This window comes from Agromyces sp. NSFZ (assembly GCF_056156205.1).
This window is the reverse complement of sequence record NZ_CM149585.1, coordinates 527,523-547,314: the sequence shown is the minus strand read 5'-3', so window position 1 is coordinate 547,314 and position 19,792 is coordinate 527,523. Positions and strand designations below refer to the sequence as shown.

The window sequence follows — 19,792 nt, the reverse complement described above, 5'->3', positions numbered from 1 at the left end:
TTCTCCTCATGTTCTGTTTGTCGGAGGGTGGGTGGTGGAGTCGGCATCGCCGGAACCGGCGCCGCCTTCCGTGACGTCGGCGAGCGGTGGAACCGGTTCGCCGCTGTCAGGCTTTTCGCGCGCCCGCTCGGCGTCGAGGTCGACCGCGACGACCGCGCCGGTGGCATCGGGGATCTCCTCGCCGTGCAGCATCGCGTGGCTGATCGCGAAGTACTTCCGCTCGGTCCTGCTCCGTCGGCGGGCGATCATCTGGAAGACCACGAGCGCGACCATGATGAGCACGAAGATCAGCGAGACGGGGCGCGAGACGAAGATGCCGAGGCTGCCGCCCGACATGAGCAGGCTCTGCTTGAACGAGCTCTCGAGCAGGGGACCGAGCACCAGGGCCAGCGCAAGGGGTCCCGGGTCGTAGCCGGTCTTGCGCATGATGTAGCCGACCACGCCGAAGGCGAGCATGACCCACATGTCGAAGATCGAGTTCGAGACGCTGTAGACGCCGATCATGGTGATCAGCACGATCACGGTGGCGAGCACGCCGATGCGCACCCGGACCAGGTTCACGAACAGGCCGACCATCGGCATGCTCAGCACCAGCAGCATGAGGTTTCCGAGGATCATCGAGGCCAACACGCCCCAGAACACTTCGGGGTGATCGGTGACCAGCGTGGGCCCGGGAGTGATGCCCTGGATGAGCAGCGCGCCGTAGAGCAGGGCGAGCACCACGTTCGAGGGGATTCCGAGTGAGAGCAGCGGCAGGAACGACGACGTCGATCCGGCGTTGTTCGCGGTCTCCGGGCCGGCGACGCCTGCGATCGCGCCCCTGCCGAACTCCTCGGGGTGCTTCGACACCTTCTTCTCGACGGAGTACGAGGCGAGCGAGGACACCACCCCGCCGCCGCCTGGCAGGAGGCCGAGGAAGAAACCCAGGATCGATCCGCGCGTGATCGCACCGGCCGAGTCCTTCATGTCCTGCTTCGTCGGCAGGACGCGGCCGATCTTGCCCGACACGCGCGCCGCCCTCACCTCGTGTTCGAGGTCGTAGAGCACGTCGCCCAGGCCGAAGAGCCCCATCGAGACGGCCACGAAGTCGATCCCGCGCAACAGCTCCGGGGAGCCGAAGGTGAAGCGCGAGACGCCCGACACCATGTCGATGCCGACAGTGGCGACCAAGAGGCCGATCGCGGCGATGATCAGGTTCTTCGAGGGCTTGGCCTGACCGAGCACCGTGACCATGAGCAGGCCGGCGAGGGCGAGCATGGCGTACTCGGGCGGACCGAGCTTCACCGCGAACTGCGCGATGACCGGCGAGAAGAGGAAGAGGCCGATGATCGCGACCGTGCCGCCGATGAACGATCCGATGGCCGAGATGCCGAGCGCCGGACCGGCGCGTCCCTTCAGCGCCATCTGGTGTCCGTCGTACACGGTCACCACGCTGGCCGCCTCACCGGGCAGCTTCATGAGCACGGAGGTGATCGTGCCGCCGTAGTACGCGCCGTAGTAGATGCCGGCGAGCATCACGATCGCCGCCTCGGTCGGCAGCACGTACGTGAGGGGGAGCATGAGCGCGATGGTCGGGGCCGGACCGAGGCCGGGCAGTACTCCGACGACCATGCCCAGGAGCACGCCGATGAAGACGAAGAGGAGGTTGATCGGCTGCAGTGCAACCGCGAAGCCTTCGAGCACGCCGTTGATGTCCATGGTCAGAATCTCCCGCCGGTGATGAAGGAGAGCACCGGGTCGTGCGGTACCGGCACGCCGAGCGCGACGGAGAAGATGAGGACGAACGCGATCGTGAACAGCGCCGACGCGATGAGCGCGAACCTCCAGCTCTCCCTCGCGAGGAAGCGCAGCCACACCACGGAGAAGATCAGAGAGGCGAGCGTGAAGCCGATGGTCGAGAACATCACGACGAAGGTGCCGATCCAGACGAAGCCGATCACCGAGATCAGCGAGCGCTTGGTGAGCGGCTCGTAATCCTCGCCGTCACGTTCCGTGACGAGCAGGAAGAGGGCACCCACGATCATCGCGGCCGAGACGAGGAGCGGCCACATGCCGGCTCCGGGGGCTTGGAACGTCCCGAGCGGAAGCTGCAGGGACATGACCAGGAAGACCACGCCGACCAGCACGACGAACAGGCTGTTCAGCCGGAACCGCGAGAACGGCGGCGCTTTCTCTGTCGACATGCACACCTCTTCGTGTCGGTGGTTCGGGTACGAGGACCGACCATAGGCAGGGTGTTTTGCATTTGTCAAACTGGAATGCATTCTCGATTGCGTTATGCTTTCCGGCATGGCTCGACAGGGAGAATCGAAGACGCTGGCGTCGCACGTCTATGACTTGGTCAGCCACGACATCATGAACGGCCGCTGGGCCCCGGGCGCGAGCCTGCGGCCGGCCGAGCTGTCGAAGATCTACGGCACCAGCACCACCGTCGTCCGCGAGGTGCTCGTGCGGCTCGGCGCGGAGCGCCTCGCGGTGAGCGAACCCGCCAAGGGGTTCTCGGTTCCGGCGCTCACGACGACGGATCTCGAAGACCTCACGATGGTGCGCATCCACACCGACACGCTCGCGCTGCGGCTGTCCATCGAGCGCGGCGACCTCGACTGGGAGACCGACGTGATGGGCAGGCACCACGTGCTCGCCAGGACCGAACGCCGCTCGGGCGACGACCCCCTGCACATCCGCGACGAGTGGTCGGTTGCGCACCGTGAGTTCCACGCTGCACTCGTCGCCGGCTCGAACGTGCCGCTGCTGATCGATCTCTCGCGCACCCTGTTCGACTCCACCGAGCTCTACCGCCGCTGGTCGGCGCCGTCACCCGCCGCGCTCAAACGCGACGTGCCGCACGAGCACGAGCTGATCCTCGAAGCCGTGCTCGATCGCGACGCCCCGCGTGCGACTGAGCTCCTGACCGAGCACTACAACCGGTCGCTCGAGGTGATGCTGGCATCCGGCTTCGTGGAGATCCCCACCGACGACTGACGCGATCGCGCGCCGTCGACCACTGACGCGGTCGCACGCCGTCGACCAGCCGGTCGGAACCCGGAATTGAAGAGGAATCCATGGAAATCTCGCTCGATGAGCTGCGCGACCGGTTGCTGCGCGCCTTCGAAGACCTCGGCGCCCCGAGCGACGAGGCCGCCGCCGCCGCCGAGATGTGCATCGACGCCGAGCTGCGCGAGCACCGCTCGCACGGGGTCCGCCTGCTGCGCAACATCGCGACCGAGTACCGGCAGGGTGCGTCGCGCAGGGGTCCCATTCGGGTGGAGCACGAGACCACGGCATCCGCCACGGTTGACGGCGGCTACCATCTGTCACCCTACGTCCACCGAATGGCAGTGGACCTCCTCGCCGAGAAGGCCGCGATCGCCGGCATCGCGATGGTCGGCGTCCGTCACGCGGGCGTGAGCGGCGCGCTCGGCTACCTGGTCGAACGCGTCGCCGATCGCGGGCTCGTCGCAATCGCGATCAACAGCACGCCGCTGGTCGTGGTCGCGCCCGGGACGACCCAGCCGGTGCTGGGCACGAATCCGATCGGGATCGCACTGCCGCGCCCCGGCGCGCACCCCCTGGTGCTGGACATGGCCACCTCGGCCATCGCGTTCAACAACGTCATGCGACTCCGCGCACTCGGCGGCACCCTCCCCGAGGGGGTCGCGCTCGACGAGCATGGGGATCCGACGACCGATCCGAATGCCGTCGTCGATCCGAACGGCCGCGGCCGGGTGCTGCCGTTCGGCGGCCACCGGGGCTTCGGCCTGGCGCTGATGATCGAACTGATCGTCTCCGGCTACGTGACCGGACGCACCGGCGCCGACAAGCGCGGCGACGTGCTGCACGAACCCGATGACTTCGGAGCGCTCTACCTCGCGTTCGACCCGAACCTGCTCGGCGACTCGGCAGCGGGGAACGCCGCGATCGAGGGCCTGCTGGGCGAGATCGTCGCGGCCGGGGGCCGGCTGCCCGGTGAGCAGAGCCGGCTCATTCGAGACGCGCATGCTGCGGCCGGATCGATCGTGCTCGACGAGAACGCGCTGGAAGTGCTCGGGCTGCTCGCGGCGTGAAGACCGCGCAGCATCCGCCGGCGACCGCTCACCGTGCGCGGGCGTGACCGAGGAACTCGGCGCGCAGCGAGGTCGACTCCTCGGTCGCGGCGAGGGCCGCGATGGTGTCGCGCTCTCGGTCGAGGTGATCGCGGTAGCCGGGCAGCCACGCGGCGGTGAGCAGCCGCTTGGACGCCGCGCGGGCCGCAGGAGGCATCCGTCCCACCTTCTCTGCGGCCCGCAAGGCGGACGACGCGACCTGTTCGGAGGGCTCCACCACGTTGACGACGCCCCACTCACGCGCGGTCTGCGCGTCGAGCACGCGTCCGACCATGACGAACTCGGTGGCCCGGGTTGGGCCAACGATCCTCGGAAGCAGGTAGGACGAGCCGCAGTCGGGGCTGAGCGCGACCTTGGAATACGCGCTCACGAACGTCGACTTCTCGGCGGCCACGACGTAGTCGCAGTTCATCACGATCCCGAAGCCGCCCCCGGCGGCCGCGCCCTGGACCGCGCCGATGACCACCTTGTCGGAGTAGGCGAACGCGAGCAGCGCATCGTGGATCGTGCCGGCGAGGTCCCGGACGTAGTCCGCCGGCGAAGGCGCCGCCGACATCGCCGCCAGGTCGCCGCCACTGCAGAACAACGCACCCGCCGCCTCGAGGACCACCACCGCGCAGCTCTCGTCCGCACTGAGCGCCGTCGCGGTGTCCCGCAGCGCCCGCGCCAGATCGAGGTCGAGTGCGTTCCCGGACGCCGGCCGATCGAGCGTCAGACGTGCGATCGCCCCCGCTCGCTCGACGCGCAGCCCGCTCATTGCGGGGCCATCCGCAACGCGGCGTCCATGCGGATCGTCTCGCCGTTGAGGTAGTCGTGGGCGACGATCATCGACACGAGGTCCGCGTACTCGTCGGGCCTCGCCAGGCGCGCCGGGAAGGGCACCGACTTCGCGAGCGACGCGCCGACCTCTTCGCCGAGCGAGGTGAGCATCGGCGTGGCCACGATGCCGGGCGCGATCGTGTTGACCCGGATCCCGGAACGGGCCAGATCCCGCGCAGCCGCGATCGTGAGACTCACGACACCGCCCTTGGAAGCCGCATAGGCGGCCTGCCCGATCTGGCCCTCGTATGCCGCGACCGATGCCGTGTTCACGATCACCCCGCGCTGACCGTCGTCATCGGCATCCTGGCCCGCCATCAACTCGGCGGTCAGGCGCAGCACGTTGAACGTGCCGACGAGGTTGATCTCGATGGTGCGCCGGAACACGCCCAGGTCATGCACCCCACGCGAGGAGAGGATCCGGGCGGCGGGCGCGATCCCGGCGCAGTTCACGACGAGACGCAGCGGCCGCCCGGTCTGCCGCACGGCGGTCAGCGCGGCCTCGACCTCGGCCGGGTCCGTTACGTCGGCGGCAACGTACCGGACACGCTCGACGGCCGGGGCGGTCTCGATGCCCTTCGCCAGGTCCACCCCGATGACCTGTGTTCCCTCAGCGGCGAGGCGGGCGGCTGTCGCAGCCCCCAGCCCGGATGCCGCGCCGGTCACGAGCGCGGTCGCGTTGTCGATCCTCATCTGCGTGTGTTCCTCTCGATGTCTACTCGAAGTCGGTGTCCGGTCGGTCGCGCCGGGCCTGTTTGCTACGCGTCCCAGCGTCGGATGAGTGCGGCGAGGGCCTGCCCGCCGCCGATGCACATCGTCACGACGGCGTACTCGAGGTCACGGCGGTGCAGGTCCAGCGCGGCACGCACGGTGAGGATCGCCCCGGTGGCCCCGACCGGGTGCCCGAGCGCGATCGCGCCACCGTATGGGTTGACCTTCTCGGGATCGAGGCCGGCGTCGCGGATCACCGCGACCGCCTGCGCGGCGAACGCCTCGTTCAACTCGATCACGTCCACGTCCGCGGCGGTGAGTCCGGTCCGCTTCCAGAGCCGCTCGAGCGCGTACACCGGCGCGTAGCCCATCAGCTCGGGCTCGTTCCCGGCGGTCGCGACCGCCTCCAAGGTGACCAGACCCTTCAGGCCCCGCGCCCGCACGTCGGACTCGCGCATCAGCACGGTCGCCGCGGCGCCGTCGTTGATGCCCGACGCGTTCCCCGCGGTCACCGTGCCGCCGTCCCGGAACGCCGGCCGCAACCCCGCGAGGACCTCCAGGGTGGTGTCGGGCTTCGGGTGCTGGTCGACCGACACCTCGACCGGCTTCCGGCCGCTCGTGGTGACCGGCACGATCTCCTCCGCGAACGCCGCCTTCGCGGCATCCGACGCCGCCCGCCGCTGACTCTCGACCGCGAACTCGTCCTGCTCGACCCGGGACACCCCGTACTTGTCGGCGACGTTCTCGGCGGTCACACCCATGTGCGTGTTCGAGAACGGGTCGGTCAGGATCCCCACCGTGCCGTCGACCAGGGTCCGGTCACCGAGCCGATCGTTGAACCTGGCGTTGAAGTCGTAGAACGGCATCCGCGTCATGTTCTCGTCGCCGCCGGCGAGCACCACATCGGTGCCACCCCAGAGCAGCTCTTGGGCACCCGACCAGATCGCCTGCAATCCCGACCCGCACAACCGGTTCACCGTGAACGCGGGCGTGCGCACCGGCAGCCCGGCCGCCAACGCCACCCGGCGCGCGTTGTACGCGTCCCCGACGACCTGGCCGATGCAGCCCATCACCACCTCATCGACCTCATCTGCCGCGACGCCGGCGCGCCGCAGCGCCTCGATGGCGGCCGCAGCGCCGAGCTCGTGTGCCGCGGTGTCGCGGAACACGCCGCCGAAGCTACCCACGGGCGTACGTGCCCCGGAAAGAATGACGACCTTCTCGTTCGTGCCGGCCATGTCGGGTTCCTTACCTCTCGATTCTGATGACGGATGCCGCGGGCTCACTCGTGAGACGGGCGGCAGAAGAGCAAGCGGCGTTCAGCGGGCGCTGACCTTGCCGGTGAGTTTCGCGATCTGAGCGAGCAGGAAGGGCCGCGCCGCGACCCAACCCGCCACGATCACGACCAGCGAGCCGGAGAAGATCCAGAACCCGGCCCAGTTCACCACATCGGTGCCGCCGTACATGTGGTTCAGGTTCCGCAGCGCCCCGGTCGCGAATACGAGCGCGACGTGCACGATGATGAACGCGACGAAGTACAGCATCACCGGGAAGTGGATCGCCCGCGCCAACTCGATCGGGTAGATGCGGTTCAGGGTCTTCGCGTTCTTCGGCCACAACCCGCTCATCCGCACCCCGGTGAGGGCGGCCAGCGGCGCGGCGATGAACACGGTGAGGAAGTACATGATCTGCTGCAGGCTGTTGTAGTTCACCCAGCCGTTCTCGGTCGGCCAGTCCAGCGACAGGTACTGCAGGGCCGCCGAGATCGCGTTCGGGAACACTTCCCAGCTGGTCGGCACGATCCGCACCCAGTGTCCGGTGACGAACAGCAACACCACGAACACCACCCCGTTCACAAGCCACAGCAGGTCGAGCGACTGGTGGAACCAGATGGTCAGGCTGATCTTGCCCTGCCCGTTCTTCGACCACTTCGGCGTCCAGAACGCCGACGGCTTCTTCTCGGTGCGCACCTGCAGCCCCGACCGGATGATCAGCACCATCAGGAACACGTTGAAGAAGTGCTGCCACTGCACCCACACCGGGAACCCGGGCATCGCGCCCTCGGGCAGGTGATACTCGCCCGGGAACACGGCCAAGAAGTCCCGACCGGCCGGCGAGGCGAGGAACCAGGACGCCCCCACCACCGCCATCGTCGCCAGCAGCAGCAGGCCGAACCCGCCGAGGACCACCGTCGCCACCAACTGCCCGCGTGAGTACCCGTCGAACCGTCCGGGCTCGTTCACCGGCGCCGCGACCGGACGCGGACGCCCCGGCGCCGCCGGGCGAGCCATCGCTGCCGGGCGGGCGGGAGCAGCCGGGCGGGCCATCGGTGCGCGCGCCGGCTGCGCCATCGGCGCAGCGGCGGTCGCGGCGACGACGGTTGCCGCAGCCGCGGGCCGCGCGACCGGCTCGGGTACCGCGGGCGCAGCGACCGGCTCAACCGCGGCCGGAGCGACCGGTTCGGGTGCCGCGGTCGCGGGCGCGAACCCGGCCGCAGGCCACGGCTCGCCGCCCTTCACGCGCGGCAGGCCACGACGAAGCGGACGACCGGATGCCGCCGCAGCCGTCTGGGCCGAAAGCGCCGGGGCAGCAGCGGCCGGGGCGACCGCCGAAGTGGTCACCGGCGTTGATGCGACGCCGGCGACAGGCATCAGCTCGGCGACGGAGGCCGCGGCGGCGACGGCCACCTCACGGGCCGGTGGCCACTGCTCGCCGCCGGGCGCCCGGGACAGTCCTCGCCGGATCGGCCTGGTCGCGCCGGGCGCGGCCGCGGGTGCTGCGGGTGCTCCGACAGGTTCAACGACCGAAACGACAACAGGCTCAGCAACGGAAGCCGCCACCGGCGCTTCGACGGTCGCAGCGAGCGCGACCGGCGCGTCGACCGGCTCAGCGAGCGCGACGGGCGCTTCGACGGGCTCAGCGACCGAGCCGGCGGGAGGCCACGGTTCACCGCCGGGCCACCGCGGGAGTCCCCGTCGAATCGATCGAGCGTACGTCGCCATGGGCGTTCCTACTTCTTCTTCGCGTCGAGCGCGGCGACCAGCTGCGGCACCACGGTGAACACGTCGCCCACGACGCCGAAGTCCGCGATCTCGAAGATCGGGGCATCTGCGTCCTTGTTGATCGCGACGATCGTTTTCGCCGTCTGCATCCCGGCGCGGTGCTGGATCGCGCCCGAGATCCCGAGCGCGACATACAGCTGCGGCGACACCGACACCCCGGTCTGACCGACCTGATGCGCCTGCGGGATGAATCCGGCGTCGACCGCGGCACGGGATGCGCCGACCGCGGCGCCGAGCGCGTCGGCGAGCTCCTCGACGAGCACGAACTTCTCCTGGGAACCGAGCCCGCGACCACCGGAGACGACCTTCGCCGCACCGCGCAGCTCGGGACGCGACGATTCCACGACGAGCGCCTCGACCGATTCGACGGTCACCGACTTGCGTCCCGACGGCGTCACGGTGAGCGTCTCGACGACCGGCGACACGACCGCTTCGGCACGCGCGTCGACCGCACCCTGCCGCACCGTGATCACGGGGGCGCCGAACGTCACCGCACTGTCCACGTTGTAGGCCCCGCCGTACACGGAATGCTGCGCGACCACACCTTCCGCATCGCGTGACACGCCCACCGCGTCGACCGCGAGTCCCGACCGGGTGCGGGCGGCGAACCGGCCCGCGACCTCGCGGCCCTCGACCGAGTTCGACACCAGGATCGCGTCCGGCCTGACCAGTTCGGATGCCGCGACCAGCGCGTCCACCACCGGCACCGTCAGTCCTGCGCCGGGCGCGGCGACCAGCACGGTCGTGGCGCCGAGGGCGGCCGCGGCATCCGTCAGCCCTGCACCGTCGGAGACCACCAACGCGACCGACGTCCCCACCTGGGCGGCGGCACCCAGCAGCCCGGCCGCGCTCTTCGCGAGCTCACCCGCCGGCGTCACGTCGAGCAGCACCAGGATCGAATCGTTCTTGAAATCAGCCATGGTCACGCCCTTCACGCCAGCCGGTTCTGAATCAGGAAGTCCGCGAGCTGCTCGCCCGCGTCGCCCTCGTCCAAGATCTTCACACCCGCCGCACGCGGCGGCTTCTCGGCCAACCCGATCATGATCGAGCGCGCCGCCGCCGGATCCTCGGGATCCACGCCGAGGTCGGCCAGGGTCAGCGTCTCGAACGGCTTCTTCTTCGCCGCCATGATGCCCTTGAAGTTCGGGAACCGGGCATCCGGGAACCGCTCCGTGACCGAGATCACCGCCGGCAGCTCAGCCGACACCCGCATCGTCGCCCCATCGCTGGCCCGATCACCCGACACCGCACCGTCGGAGATCTCCACCGAGGTCAGGTTCGTCGCCGCCGGCACATCCAACAACTCCGCGATCATCGCCGGCAGCACCCCACCCGACCCATCCGTCGACAGGTTGCCTCCGATCACCAAGTCGAACCCGGTCCGCTTCACCGCGGCCGCCAGCACCTCAGCCGTCAGGCCGAGATCAGCCCCCAACAGGCCCTCATCGGCCACCTGCACCGCCGACCCGGCCCCCATCGCAAGACCCTTGCGCAGCGTCGCCGCCGACCCCTCGGGCGCCATCGACAACACCACCACCTCAGTGTCGGCGTGCGAGTCGGCGTAACTCAACGCCACCTCCAGCGCACGCTCCCCGATCTCGTCGAGCACCGACTCGCTCGCGGCGCGATCCGCAAGCCCCGTCTCGAGCGACAACCGGCGCTCACCATACGTGTCGGGAACTTCCTTCACCAGCACAACGATCCTCATAGCATCTCCTCAGAACCGGGCGAATCTGCGCCCTTCGGTGTGTGTGTCGCGGAATCCGCCGACAGCCCGCGAGGGACCTGTCGAGCCTGGCGGCCGCAACGTGTGAGTACGGTAGGACCGGAGAACGGAGGGCGCATGGCACGGCACGAACCACTCGCGGTCGACCCGATCGCCGAGGCGAAACGCCAGTGGGCGACGCACGGATGGACGGATGCCGCAGCCGGCATGTCCGCCGTGACGTCGATCATGCGCGCACAGCAGATCATGCTCGGGCGCGTCGAGCGGGCGCTCAAGCCGTTCGGACTCTCGTTCGCCCGATACGAGATGCTGCGCCTGCTCGCATTCACACGAGAGGGTCGGATGCCGATGGCCAGCGCCATCGCACGCCTGCAGGTGCATCCCACCAGCGTGACGAACACGGTCGACCGACTCTCACGTGATGGCCTGGTGCGGCGGGAGCCGCACCCGACCGATGGGCGCGCGGCGCTCCTCTCGCTGACGGCCGAGGGGCGGGAGCTCGTCGAGCAGGCGACGCTCGCACTCAACGCGGTGTTCGCGGAGCCCGGGCTGCCCGACGACGACCTGCTGCAGCTCGTCCGCATCCTCGCGAGGTTCCGCAAGGAGGCCGGCGACTTCGCCGATCCCGAGCCGCTCCCCGAACCACTGTGAGTCCGCGCTCGCTCAGCTGTGGGTGAACTCCGGCGTACGCTTCTCACGGAACGCCCCCATCCCCTCGGTCTGGTCGTCGAGGGCGAACGTCGCGGCGAACGCCTGCTTCTCGATGCGCAGGCCCTCCCCGAGGTTCGTCTCCTGGGCGGCCTGCAGCGCGTCCTTGGCCGCGTACACGACGGGCAGCGACTTCGACGCAATGATCTCGGCGACCTTCGCCGCCTCGTCGAGCAGGTCGGCCGCGGGCACGACGCGCGACACGAGGCCCGCACGCTCGGCCTCCTCAGCGCCCATCATGCGGCCCGTCAGCACGAGCTCGGCGGCCTTGTACTTGCCGACCGCCCGGGGCAGGCGCTGCGTGCCGCCGATGCCGGGGATCACGCCGAGGTTGATCTCGGGCTGTCCGAACTTCGCGGTGTCGGCGGCGAGGATGATGTCGCACATCATCGCCAGCTCGCACCCGCCGCCGAGCGCGAAGCCGGCGACGGCGGCGATTACCGGAGTGCGGAGACGGCCGAAGTCGGCCCATGACTTGAACGGGTCGCGGAGGTACATGTCGGCGTACCCCTTGTCGGCGAGCTCCTTGATGTCGGCCCCGGCCGCGAACGCGCGCTCGGATCCCGTCAGCACGATCGCGCCGATGCCGGGGTCGTGGTCGAATTCCTTGCCCGCCGTGACGATCTCACGGATGAGCGTCGAGTTGAGGGCGTTGAGAGCCTCGGGTCGGTTGAGGGTGATCCACCCGACACGTCCGCGCGTCTCGACGATGATGGTCTCGTAGTCGGTCACTTGGCCTCCTTCATGCCTCGACGTTCGCGGCGACGTCCGCGCGCGACTGGTCCCGAACGGTGTTGATGATCCCCGAGAAATCCTTGCCTGCGCCTTCTCCGGCGGCGAACTCCTCGTAGATGCTGCGGGCGAGCAGGCCCAGCTTCGCGTCCACGCCGGTGAGCTCGATGGCCTGCTCGGCGAGCCCGAGGTCCTTCGACATCAACGCGCCCGCGAAGCCCGGCTGGTAGTCGTTGTTCGCCGGGCTCGTCGGCACCGGTCCGGGCACGGGGCAGTTGGTGGTGAGTGCCCAGCACTGGCCCGAGGCATTCGAGGCCACGTCGAAAAGGGCTTGGTGCGTGAGGCCGAGTCGTTCGCCCAGCACGAAGGCCTCGGCGACCGCGATCTGCGAGATGCCGAGGATCATGTTGTTGCAGATCTTCGCCGCCTGGCCCAAACCCGGACCACCGCAGTGCACGATTCGGCGGCCCATGGCCTCGAGCACCGGCAGCGCTTCGGCGAAGTCCTCGTCGCTGCCACCGACCATGAAGGCGAGCGTCGCGTTCTCCGCTCCGACGACTCCGCCGGAGACCGGGGCGTCGAGGCTGCGGTGCCCCGCGACCTCGGCGAGTCGGTGCGCCGCCCGAGACTCGTTGACCGCAATCGTCGACGAGTCGATGAACAGTGTCCCCGGTCGTGCCGCGCCCAGCAGGCCCGTCGCTCCGTCGGAACCGTCGTACGCGTCGATCACATGCCGGCCACTCGGGAGCATCGTGATGACGATGTCGGCGGATGTCGCGGCATCCGCCCCCGACGATGCGATCTCGATGCCGGCGGCGGCTGCTACCTCGAGGGCCGCGGGAACGACGTCGAAGCCGACGACGTCATGACCGGCCTTCACGAGGTTCGCCGCCATGGGGCCGCCCATGTGGCCCAGTCCGATGAATGCGATCCTGCTCATGCTGTCTCCTTCGACGCGAATGCGGTTGACAGGTCGAGGTCGCCGTCGGCGGGGACCTCGAAGAACGCCTCGACGTCACCGTCGGTCACTGCGGTGTGGGTCGACGGGTTCCACCGGGGGTTCCGGTCCTTGTCGATGAGCTGAGCGCGGATGCCCTCAGCGAAATCATGGGTGCCCGACGAGTGGCGCGACACGCGGTACTCCTGGTCGAGCGCCGCTTCCAGATCGGGCAGGTGACGCGCACGGCGCAGTGCCTGGAGCGTCACCGCCAGCGCGAGCGGTGACTTCTGGGCGATCGAGTCGGCGAGCGCGGATGCCTCCTCGGAGCCGTGCTGGCGAAGACGGTCGAGAATGCCGGCGACGGAGTCCGCACTGAACGCGTGATCCGTCCAGTCGCGCTGAGCAGCGAGCACACCTTGTCCACTCGGTTCCGCGAGGAATGCGATCGCCGTGTCCGCGTTCGTGGCCTCCAACGTCCTCAACAGAACGGGGATGCGGTCGCTCGGCACGAAGTGATCCGAGAAGCCGACCAGGATCGCATCGGCCGGCCCGATCGTCGCCGCCGACAGGGCCAGCCGGGTGCCCAGCTCGCCGGGCGCCCGCGAGAGGAGCCAGGTCGCACCGACGTCGGGGATGTAGCCGATCGTGACCTCGGGGAAGCCGAGCTTCGATCGCTCGGTCACCACGCGGTGCGAGCCGTGCGCGGAGACGCCGATGCCGCCGCCGAGAACGATCCCGTCCTGGATCGCGACGAACGGCTTCGGGTAGCGGGCGATGCGGGCGTTCATCGCGTACTCGTCACGCCAGAACGCGGCCGCCCCCATGCCGTCGCCGGCGGTCACGTCGCGGTACAGGCCGACCACGTCGCCGCCGGCGCAAAGACCGCGGTCGCCGGCACCGACCACCGCGACGGTGGCGATGGCATCGTCGTCGGCCCACCGGTCGAGCGCGTCACTGATGAGTTTCACCATGTTGTGCGTGAGGGCGTTGATCGCCTTCGGACGGTTGAACGTGAGCAGTCCGAGACGACCTCGCTGCTCGACGATCACCTCGGCGTCTGCGGCGGCGGCGGTCATCGTGCGCCCGCCAGCAGGTCGCGACCGATGATCAGCTTCATGATCTCGTTGGTGCCCTCGAGGATCTGGTGCACGCGCAGGTCGCGCACGACACGCTCGATGCCGTACTCGTGCAGGTAGCCGTAGCCGCCGTGCAACTGCAACGCCGCGTTCGCGGCCTGGAACGCGGCATCCGTTGCGAACCGCTTCGCCAGCGCGCACGCCGTTGCCACGTCGGGCGCGTCCTCGTCCATCTTCTCCGCCGCCCGCTGCAGGAGCGCACGCGCGGCCTGCAACTCGGTCTCCATGTCGGCGAGGGTGAAGACGATCGACTGGTTCGCCGCGAGCGGTGCTCCGAACGCCTGGCGTTCCTGCACGTACTGGAGTGCGCGCTCGAGCGCCCACTGGGCTCCCCCGAGCGAGCACGCGCCCATGTTCACGCGACCGCCGTTGAGGCCCTTCATCGCGATGCCGAACCCGTCGCCCTCGGCGCCGAGTCGGTTGGCGACCGGCACGCGCACGCCGTCGAAGATCACCTGGCGGGTGGGTTGTGCGTTCCAGCCCATCTTGTGCTCGTTGGGGCCGAAGCTCAGTCCCGGGGTGTCACCGGGCACCACGATGGCGCTGATCCCCCGCGAACCCGAGCCGAGTTCGCCGGTGCGGGCCATGACGACGTACACCGCCGACGAGCCCGCACCCGAGATGAACTGCTTCACGCCGTTGATGACGTAGTCGTCGCCGTCGCGCCGGGCCGAGGTGGTGATCGCCGCGGCATCCGACCCCGCATCCGGCTCGGTGAGGCAGTAACTGCCGAGATCGGTCATCGCCACCATGCCGGGCACCCAGGTGTGACGCTGCACGTCGTTGCCGAACGTGTCGATCATCCAGGCGACCATGTTGTGGATCGAGATGTACGCCGCGATCGTGGTGTCGCCCTTGGCGAGCTCCTCGAAGATCGCGACAGCGTCGGCCCGAGACAGCTCCGAGCCGCCGACATCCTCGCGCACGTAGATGCCGCCGAGGCCCAGCTCGCCCGCCTGCGCCAGCGCGTCGACCGGGAAGTGCTTCGCCGCGTCCCACTCCCCCGCGTTCGGCGCGAGCACCGTCGACGCGAAGTCACGCACCGCCTCGACGATCGCGAGGCGTTCTTCGGTCATCATCGTCATGAGTCGGCCTGCCTCAGTGCATCGTCGGGATGACGAAGCTGGCGCCCTCCCGCATGTCGTGCGACAGCCAGCGGCTCGTGACGGTCTTCGTCTTCGTATAGAAGCGGAACGCGTCAGGGCCGTGCTGGTTCAGGTCGCCGAAGCCCGAGCGCTTCCAGCCGCCGAAGGTGTGGTACGCGATCGGCACCGGGATCGGCACGTTGACGCCGACCATGCCGACGTTCACGCGGGCGCTGAAGTCACGGGCGGTGTCGCCGTCGCGGGTGAAGATCGCCACGCCGTTGCCGTACTCGTGGTCGGTCGCCATTGCGAGGGCCTGCTCGTAGTCGTCGGCACGGGCGATGATGAGCACCGGGCCGAAGATCTCCTCGAGGTAGATCGTCATGTCGGTTGTGACGTGGTCGAACAGGGTCGGGCCGAGATAGAAGCCGCTCTCGTAGCCCTCGACCGTGAGCCCGCGCCCGTCGGCGAGCAGGGTCGCGCCCTGGTCGACACCGATCTGGATGTAGTCCTCGACGCGCTTCAGTGCGTCGGAGGTCACGAGGGGGCCGTAGTCGGCGCCCTCGGCGAGCGCAGGCCCGACCGTGAGGTGCTGCACGCGTTCCGTCAGCTTGGCGGCGAGCGCGTCGGCCGTCTCCTTGCCGACCGGAACCGCGACGGAGATCGCCATGCAACGCTCGCCGGCCGACCCGTAGCCGGCGCCGATCAGGGCGTCGGCGACCTGGTCGAGGTCGGCGTCGGGCATCACGATCATGTGGTTCTTCGCGCCGCCGAAGCACTGCGCTCGCTTGCCGTTGGCCGCCGCGGTCGCGTAGATGTACTGCGCGATCGGAGTCGACCCGACGAAGCCGACCGCCTTGACGCGGTCGTCGTTCAGGATCGCGTCGACGGCCTCCTTGTCGCCGTTGACGACGTTGAGCACGCCCGCGGGCAGGCCCGCCTCGAGGAACAGCTCGGCGATGCGCAACGGCACGGAGGGGTCGCGTTCGCTCGGCTTCAGGATGAACGCGTTACCCGCGGCGAGCGCCGGCCCCATCTTCCAGAGCGGGATCATCGCCGGGAAGTTGAAGGGCGTGATGCCCGCAACCACCCCGAGCGGCTGACGCATCGAGTAGACGTCGATGCCCGTGCCCGCCCCGGCCGAATACTCGCCCTTGAGCAGGTGCGGGGCTCCCGCGGCGAACTCGATGACCTCGACACCGCGCTGGATGTCGCCCTTCGCGTCATCGACGGTCTTGCCGTGCTCGCTCGAGAGCAGGCGTGCAAGCTCGTCCATGTCCCGCGCCACGAGTTCGAGGAACTTCAGGAGCACCCGGGCCCGCTTCTGCGGGTTCGTGGCGCCCCACGCGACCTGCGCCCGCTCGGCGTTCGCGATGGCGGCCTCGACTTCTTCGGTGCTCGCCAGCGGAACCCTGGCCTGCACGGCGCCGGTGCTCGGGTCGAACACGTCGCTGTAGCGGCCGGAGGTGCCGGCGACGTGCTGACCCCCGATGAAGTGGGTCAGCGTCTTGAGGTCGGTCGACGTCGGCGTCTGCGTCTCGGTCAGTTCGGTGGTCATTTCAGCGTCCCTTCGCGCGCACATCGTCGGCGCATTCGGCAAGTCTAATTGGGGATCCGATGAACTACTAGGTAATGCAACTATTTTATCATGAAGAATTCGTGGGCTGGCCCGTGAGGTCACCTCGTGGCGGCGCGCTCCCGTTCGCCACGGATCATGTCGAGCGCGAACTCGGCGAACCTCTCGGCGATCTCCGCCGCGGCATACGGACCGCCGGGACGGTACCACTGGTAGGTCCAGTTCGTCATGCCGAGGATCGCGAGCACCACCATCCGCACGTCGAGATCCGGCCGGGTGTGGCCGGAATCCTTCGCTTCGACGATGAGCGCGGTGAGCACGGACGTGTAGCGCTCGCGATCGGCGAGCACCTTCGCGCGGCGTTCCGGAGAGAGGGCGCCGAAGTCGCGGAAGAACACGGTGGCTCGCTCGATGTGGTCGGCACTGTGCAGTACGTGTCGGCGCACGAACTCGGCGATGCGTTCATGGGGCGTGGCTTCGATCGCCTCGATGCCCGACATCGTGGCGAGAGCGGATTCGTGGATCTCGTTGATCACCGCGAAGAGCAGATCCTCTTTGCTCTTCACGTAGTAGTAGACGCTGCCCTTGAGGATGCCGAGGACATCCGCGATGTCCTGGATGGACGCACCGTTGTACCCCTTGCGATGGAACACGGCGGCAGCGGCGTCGATGAGTTCCTGGTGACGCGCGGTCAGCTCGAGAGACGCGTCGACGACGCCGTCACTGCTGCGTTTCGTGGCGGCGCGGCCTTTCGCCGATGTTGCCATGCCATTTCCTCCGATGGTCGATGGTGTTGCTGGATGTCGGTGCTCGGTCACCACCCGGACGTGCCGCCGAGTCTCACTGAGGTCGGGGCCCCCGCGGCATCCACGATGTCTCCGAAGTACTCGGCGTGACGCTCCTCCCTCGGTTCCACGAACAGCGCGGTGGCCGTGGCGTAGACGCGTTCCGGGTCGCACACGGACCGGATCCCGCCTTCGACCGCGACCTTTCGGCCGCCGTTCGGGTCGAACGTGGCGTAGAGCTCGAGGTCGGTGTACAGCGGCGTGGCTCGACGATAGGTGACGTTGAGGAAGGCGGTGAGTCCCCACCTGCCCGCCCGGGTGATTGCTTGTCCGAACGTCTCGTCGAACAACAGGGAAATGATGCCCCCATGCACGTGACCGGGCGGCCCTTCGAATCGCCGATCGAGAGTGACGGTGCCACGGATGCCGGTGGGGGTGGTCTCGAAGCGCGCAGGAGGCGCGAGGGGGCTGCCAGCGCCGGCGACCGGGCTGAAGTGGCGAATGCCGGATTCAAGGTCGTCGATGCGGGCGAGTTCATTGCGCGGCCGTCGTCGTTGTCCCAGACGTTCGGCGACCGCTGCAACCGCCCGTGCAGCTGCGTCGAGATCGTCGGCGTCCACTTCGGTCTCGATGCTCGCGAGCACCGCGTCGCGCATGGCCTTCCCCAACTCGGCCGTGCGCTGGCGCCGTAGTTGCAGGGAATCGGGGGTGGTCTGGGTCATGAGAACTCCGGGGATTGCGGTGGGGCCGGCCTAGAGCTGGTAGCCGCCGTCGACGTCGAGGTACTGGCCTGAGATGTATGCGGCTTGCGGTGAGGCCAGGAAGCAGGCCGCCTCCGCGACATCCACCGCGGTGCCGAACCTGCGAAGCGGGATGGTCGCGAGCGCGGCGGCCTGGCCCTGGGGCGAGAACTCGCCGCTCTCGATCAGCCGTGCAGCCATGCCGTCCTGCAGCAGTCCCGGGCCGACGATGTTGGCGCGCACGCCACGAGGGCCCTCCTCGACGGCGATCGCGCGAACGAGCGACTCGATTCCCGCCTTCGCGCCCGACGAGAGCGAGTCCTTGATCGGGAACCTCCGATTGGCCACCGTGGTGATCGCCACGATGCTGCCTCTGGTGGCGCGCAGGTGCTCGAGCGCGGCGTGCACGATGGAGAAGAACGCCACGACCTCCTCACCGACGTGCCGGCGGAACGACTCGGGGTCGGTGCGGCTCACGTACTGCTGCGGCACGAAGGGCCCACCAGCGTGGATCAGGGTGTGCAGACCCCCGGCGTCCGCGGCGGTCGAGTCGATGAAGGCCTCGACGGCGCGGTCATCCGTCACGTCGAGCTGCCGACCGGTGCCCACGACACCCAGCGCCCGGATGCGCTCCTCGACCTCATTCGCCTTGGCGGCGTTGCGGTTGTACGTGAAGACGACGTTGCTCCCGCGTTCTGCCAGGAGCCGGCACGTCTCGGCCCCCACTGCCCCCGTGCCGCCGATCACGATGGCGGTGCCCTCGAGCTGCTGGAACGACATGTATGCTCCCTCGTGTCTTGATCAACTTCGACCAATCATTTGATAGATATTATCGGGTCCTCCCGAGACCCGGGAGTTCCCCGCGCAGATCCCCAGGAGGAGACATGCACCTGCCGCAGGCATCGCTCACCGTCATCAGCGGCGGAGGGAGCGGCATCGGGTGCCACCTCGCCCAGTCGCTTGCGAGAGACGGGGAGGAGGTACTCATCGTCGGAAGGCGGATGGCCTCGCTTCGCGAGACGGTGCGCGTCGCGACCGAGGAGGATTCGACACCTCCGGAGCGATTCGCGCTCGTCGCCGCCGACCTCGCGGACCCGGAGTCCTCTATCGCGCTGCTCTCCGCATTGAACGGCCGCGCGGTGCGCGGGGTCGTGGCGGCGGCGGGCGGGCAAGGCGACCGGTATCGCACCGGTTCCGGCGCCATGGCGGCCCACGATGCCTGGGCCGAAGCGCTGCGACGGAACCTGTTTCCAGCCGTGCACCTCGTCGAATCGCTCATTCCGTCGCTGGAACCGGATATCGGCAGGGTCGTCCTGATCAGTTCCGTCGCCGCCCTCGACGGCCAGGGTGGACCCTACGCGACGGCGAAGGCAGCGCTGCACGGGTACGGCAGGGACCTCGCGCGCCGGCTCGGCCGTCGGGGAGCCACCGCGAACGTGGTCGCACCGGGTGCCGTCGACCAGACCGAGTTCTTCGGCCACGAGCGCCACATCGCCGCGCTGCCGGCCGAGTCCGTCGCCGGCCGATCGCTGGTGGGACGTGTCGGAGTTCCGGCGGACATCACCTCGTGTGTGCGTTGGCTCCTCTCGGAGGGAAGCGGGTGGACGACCGGCCAGGTGATCTCCCCCAACGGAGGAACCCACCTGACGCGGTAGCGTCCACCCGCGTC

General features: G+C 69.0%; 20 protein-coding genes. 4 read left to right on the top strand and 16 right to left on the bottom strand.

Annotated elements, in window-relative coordinates:
- Nucleotides 1-6: 6 nt before the first annotated feature.
- A complete protein-coding gene (locus tag ACVFI9_RS02600) occupies nt 7-1,698 on the bottom strand; it encodes a tripartite tricarboxylate transporter permease (protein WP_474764484.1) in 1,692 nt (563 codons plus the stop codon).
- Between the two features lie 2 nt (nt 1,699-1,700).
- Nucleotides 1,701-2,183 (bottom strand): tripartite tricarboxylate transporter TctB family protein, encoded by a 483-nt coding sequence (locus ACVFI9_RS02595; protein ID WP_474764483.1) that lies wholly within the window; start codon nt 2,181-2,183, stop codon nt 1,701-1,703.
- A gap of 106 nt (nt 2,184-2,289) precedes the next feature.
- Here ACVFI9_RS02595 and ACVFI9_RS02590 point away from each other — a divergent pair, with 106 nt between their 5' ends.
- The gene (locus tag ACVFI9_RS02590; RefSeq protein ID WP_474764482.1) at nt 2,290-2,982 is read left to right on the top strand and encodes a GntR family transcriptional regulator; all 693 of its coding nucleotides are present in this window, start codon (nt 2,290-2,292) and stop codon (nt 2,980-2,982) included.
- Between the two features lie 80 nt (nt 2,983-3,062).
- The gene (locus ACVFI9_RS02585) at nt 3,063-4,064 is read left to right on the top strand and encodes an Ldh family oxidoreductase (RefSeq protein WP_474764481.1); all 1,002 of its coding nucleotides are present in this window, start codon (nt 3,063-3,065) and stop codon (nt 4,062-4,064) included.
- 28 nt (nt 4,065-4,092) lie between these two features.
- Here the strand turns inward: ACVFI9_RS02585 and ACVFI9_RS02580 are convergent, their stop codons facing one another.
- From ACVFI9_RS02580 to ACVFI9_RS02555, 6 genes are all read right to left on the bottom strand, one after another.
- The gene (locus ACVFI9_RS02580) at nt 4,093-4,860 is read right to left on the bottom strand and encodes an enoyl-CoA hydratase/isomerase family protein (protein ID WP_474764480.1); all 768 of its coding nucleotides are present in this window, start codon (nt 4,858-4,860) and stop codon (nt 4,093-4,095) included.
- A complete protein-coding gene (locus ACVFI9_RS02575) occupies nt 4,857-5,615 on the bottom strand; it encodes an SDR family NAD(P)-dependent oxidoreductase (protein WP_474764479.1) in 759 nt (252 codons plus the stop codon). The genes ACVFI9_RS02580 and ACVFI9_RS02575 overlap by 4 nt, the downstream gene beginning before the upstream one ends.
- Nucleotides 5,616-5,680: 65 nt before the next feature.
- Nucleotides 5,681-6,871: a thiolase family protein gene (locus tag ACVFI9_RS02570; protein WP_474764478.1), complete on the bottom strand. Its 1,191-nt coding sequence runs from the start codon at nt 6,869-6,871 to the stop codon at nt 5,681-5,683.
- Nucleotides 6,872-6,952: 81 nt separating this feature from the next.
- Nucleotides 6,953-8,254 (bottom strand): cytochrome b/b6 domain-containing protein, encoded by a 1,302-nt coding sequence (locus tag ACVFI9_RS02565; RefSeq protein WP_474764477.1) that lies wholly within the window; start codon nt 8,252-8,254, stop codon nt 6,953-6,955.
- Nucleotides 8,255-8,643: 389 nt separating this feature from the next.
- Complete coding sequence (locus ACVFI9_RS02560; protein ID WP_474764476.1) at nt 8,644-9,615, bottom strand: electron transfer flavoprotein subunit alpha/FixB family protein; 972 nt, start codon at nt 9,613-9,615, stop codon at nt 8,644-8,646.
- 11 nt (nt 9,616-9,626) lie between these two features.
- On the bottom strand, nt 9,627-10,403 hold the full coding sequence (locus tag ACVFI9_RS02555) for an electron transfer flavoprotein subunit beta/FixA family protein (protein ID WP_474764475.1): 777 nt from the start codon (nt 10,401-10,403) through the stop codon (nt 9,627-9,629).
- Nucleotides 10,404-10,538: 135 nt separating this feature from the next.
- Between ACVFI9_RS02555 and ACVFI9_RS02550 the strand changes: the two genes are divergently transcribed.
- Nucleotides 10,539-11,072, top strand: a complete 534-nt coding sequence (locus ACVFI9_RS02550) for a MarR family winged helix-turn-helix transcriptional regulator (protein ID WP_474764474.1) — start codon at nt 10,539-10,541, stop codon at nt 11,070-11,072.
- Nucleotides 11,073-11,084: 12 nt separating this feature from the next.
- Here the strand turns inward: ACVFI9_RS02550 and ACVFI9_RS02545 are convergent, their stop codons facing one another.
- The 8 genes from ACVFI9_RS02545 to ACVFI9_RS02510 all read right to left on the bottom strand — a co-directional run bounded on the left by ACVFI9_RS02545 (nt 11,085) and on the right by ACVFI9_RS02510 (nt 18,903).
- Entirely contained in the window at nt 11,085-11,861 is a 777-nt protein-coding gene (locus tag ACVFI9_RS02545) for an enoyl-CoA hydratase (RefSeq protein ID WP_474764473.1), read from the bottom strand.
- Between the two features lie 10 nt (nt 11,862-11,871).
- On the bottom strand, nt 11,872-12,801 hold the full coding sequence (gene mmsB, locus ACVFI9_RS02540) for a 3-hydroxyisobutyrate dehydrogenase (RefSeq protein ID WP_474764472.1): 930 nt from the start codon (nt 12,799-12,801) through the stop codon (nt 11,872-11,874).
- Nucleotides 12,798-13,877, bottom strand: a complete 1,080-nt coding sequence (locus ACVFI9_RS02535; protein ID WP_474764471.1) for an enoyl-CoA hydratase/isomerase family protein — start codon at nt 13,875-13,877, stop codon at nt 12,798-12,800. The genes mmsB and ACVFI9_RS02535 overlap by 4 nt, the downstream gene beginning before the upstream one ends.
- Nucleotides 13,874-15,022: an acyl-CoA dehydrogenase family protein gene (locus ACVFI9_RS02530; RefSeq protein ID WP_474764470.1), complete on the bottom strand. Its 1,149-nt coding sequence runs from the start codon at nt 15,020-15,022 to the stop codon at nt 13,874-13,876. The genes ACVFI9_RS02535 and ACVFI9_RS02530 overlap by 4 nt, the downstream gene beginning before the upstream one ends.
- A gap of 13 nt (nt 15,023-15,035) precedes the next feature.
- On the bottom strand, nt 15,036-16,580 hold the full coding sequence (locus ACVFI9_RS02525; protein ID WP_474764469.1) for a CoA-acylating methylmalonate-semialdehyde dehydrogenase: 1,545 nt from the start codon (nt 16,578-16,580) through the stop codon (nt 15,036-15,038).
- Between the two features lie 119 nt (nt 16,581-16,699).
- Nucleotides 16,700-17,416: a TetR/AcrR family transcriptional regulator gene (locus ACVFI9_RS02520; protein ID WP_474764468.1), complete on the bottom strand. Its 717-nt coding sequence runs from the start codon at nt 17,414-17,416 to the stop codon at nt 16,700-16,702.
- A complete protein-coding gene (locus ACVFI9_RS02515) occupies nt 17,413-18,039 on the bottom strand; it encodes a PaaI family thioesterase (RefSeq protein WP_474764467.1) in 627 nt (208 codons plus the stop codon). The genes ACVFI9_RS02520 and ACVFI9_RS02515 overlap by 4 nt, the downstream gene beginning before the upstream one ends.
- Nucleotides 18,040-18,135: 96 nt before the next feature.
- Nucleotides 18,136-18,903 (bottom strand): SDR family NAD(P)-dependent oxidoreductase, encoded by a 768-nt coding sequence (locus ACVFI9_RS02510; protein WP_474764466.1) that lies wholly within the window; start codon nt 18,901-18,903, stop codon nt 18,136-18,138.
- A 104-nt stretch (nt 18,904-19,007) separates the two neighbouring features.
- Here ACVFI9_RS02510 and ACVFI9_RS02505 point away from each other — a divergent pair, with 104 nt between their 5' ends.
- Nucleotides 19,008-19,778, top strand: coding sequence for an SDR family NAD(P)-dependent oxidoreductase (locus ACVFI9_RS02505; protein WP_474764465.1), 771 nt, complete (start codon nt 19,008-19,010; stop codon nt 19,776-19,778).
- The last annotated feature ends 14 nt before the right edge of the window (nt 19,779-19,792 follow it).

What these genes read in the sequence shown, in the direction of transcription:
- ACVFI9_RS02515 (WP_474764467.1), bottom strand. Translation starts at nt 18,039, where the DNA reads ATGCGCGACGCGGTGCTCGCGAGCATCGAGACCGAAGTGGACGCCGAC.
- ACVFI9_RS02590 (WP_474764482.1), top strand. Translation starts at nt 2,290, where the DNA reads ATGGCTCGACAGGGAGAATCGAAGACGCTGGCGTCGCACGTCTATGAC.
- ACVFI9_RS02505 (WP_474764465.1), top strand. Translation starts at nt 19,008, where the DNA reads ATGCACCTGCCGCAGGCATCGCTCACCGTCATCAGCGGCGGAGGGAGC.
- ACVFI9_RS02560 (WP_474764476.1), bottom strand. Translation starts at nt 9,615, where the DNA reads ATGGCTGATTTCAAGAACGATTCGATCCTGGTGCTGCTCGACGTGACG.
- ACVFI9_RS02550 (WP_474764474.1), top strand. Translation starts at nt 10,539, where the DNA reads ATGGCACGGCACGAACCACTCGCGGTCGACCCGATCGCCGAGGCGAAA.
- ACVFI9_RS02585 (WP_474764481.1), top strand. Translation starts at nt 3,063, where the DNA reads ATGGAAATCTCGCTCGATGAGCTGCGCGACCGGTTGCTGCGCGCCTTC.
- ACVFI9_RS02595 (WP_474764483.1), bottom strand. Translation starts at nt 2,183, where the DNA reads ATGTCGACAGAGAAAGCGCCGCCGTTCTCGCGGTTCCGGCTGAACAGC.
- ACVFI9_RS02510 (WP_474764466.1), bottom strand. Translation starts at nt 18,903, where the DNA reads ATGTCGTTCCAGCAGCTCGAGGGCACCGCCATCGTGATCGGCGGCACG.
- ACVFI9_RS02555 (WP_474764475.1), bottom strand. Translation starts at nt 10,403, where the DNA reads ATGAGGATCGTTGTGCTGGTGAAGGAAGTTCCCGACACGTATGGTGAG.
- ACVFI9_RS02600 (WP_474764484.1), bottom strand. Translation starts at nt 1,698, where the DNA reads ATGGACATCAACGGCGTGCTCGAAGGCTTCGCGGTTGCACTGCAGCCG.
- ACVFI9_RS02570 (WP_474764478.1), bottom strand. Translation starts at nt 6,871, where the DNA reads ATGGCCGGCACGAACGAGAAGGTCGTCATTCTTTCCGGGGCACGTACG.
- ACVFI9_RS02530 (WP_474764470.1), bottom strand. Translation starts at nt 15,022, where the DNA reads ATGACGATGATGACCGAAGAACGCCTCGCGATCGTCGAGGCGGTGCGT.
- ACVFI9_RS02575 (WP_474764479.1), bottom strand. Translation starts at nt 5,615, where the DNA reads ATGAGGATCGACAACGCGACCGCGCTCGTGACCGGCGCGGCATCCGGG.
- mmsB (WP_474764472.1), bottom strand. Translation starts at nt 12,801, where the DNA reads ATGAGCAGGATCGCATTCATCGGACTGGGCCACATGGGCGGCCCCATG.
- ACVFI9_RS02535 (WP_474764471.1), bottom strand. Translation starts at nt 13,877, where the DNA reads ATGACCGCCGCCGCCGCAGACGCCGAGGTGATCGTCGAGCAGCGAGGT.
- ACVFI9_RS02525 (WP_474764469.1), bottom strand. Translation starts at nt 16,580, where the DNA reads ATGACCACCGAACTGACCGAGACGCAGACGCCGACGTCGACCGACCTC.
- ACVFI9_RS02580 (WP_474764480.1), bottom strand. Translation starts at nt 4,860, where the DNA reads ATGAGCGGGCTGCGCGTCGAGCGAGCGGGGGCGATCGCACGTCTGACG.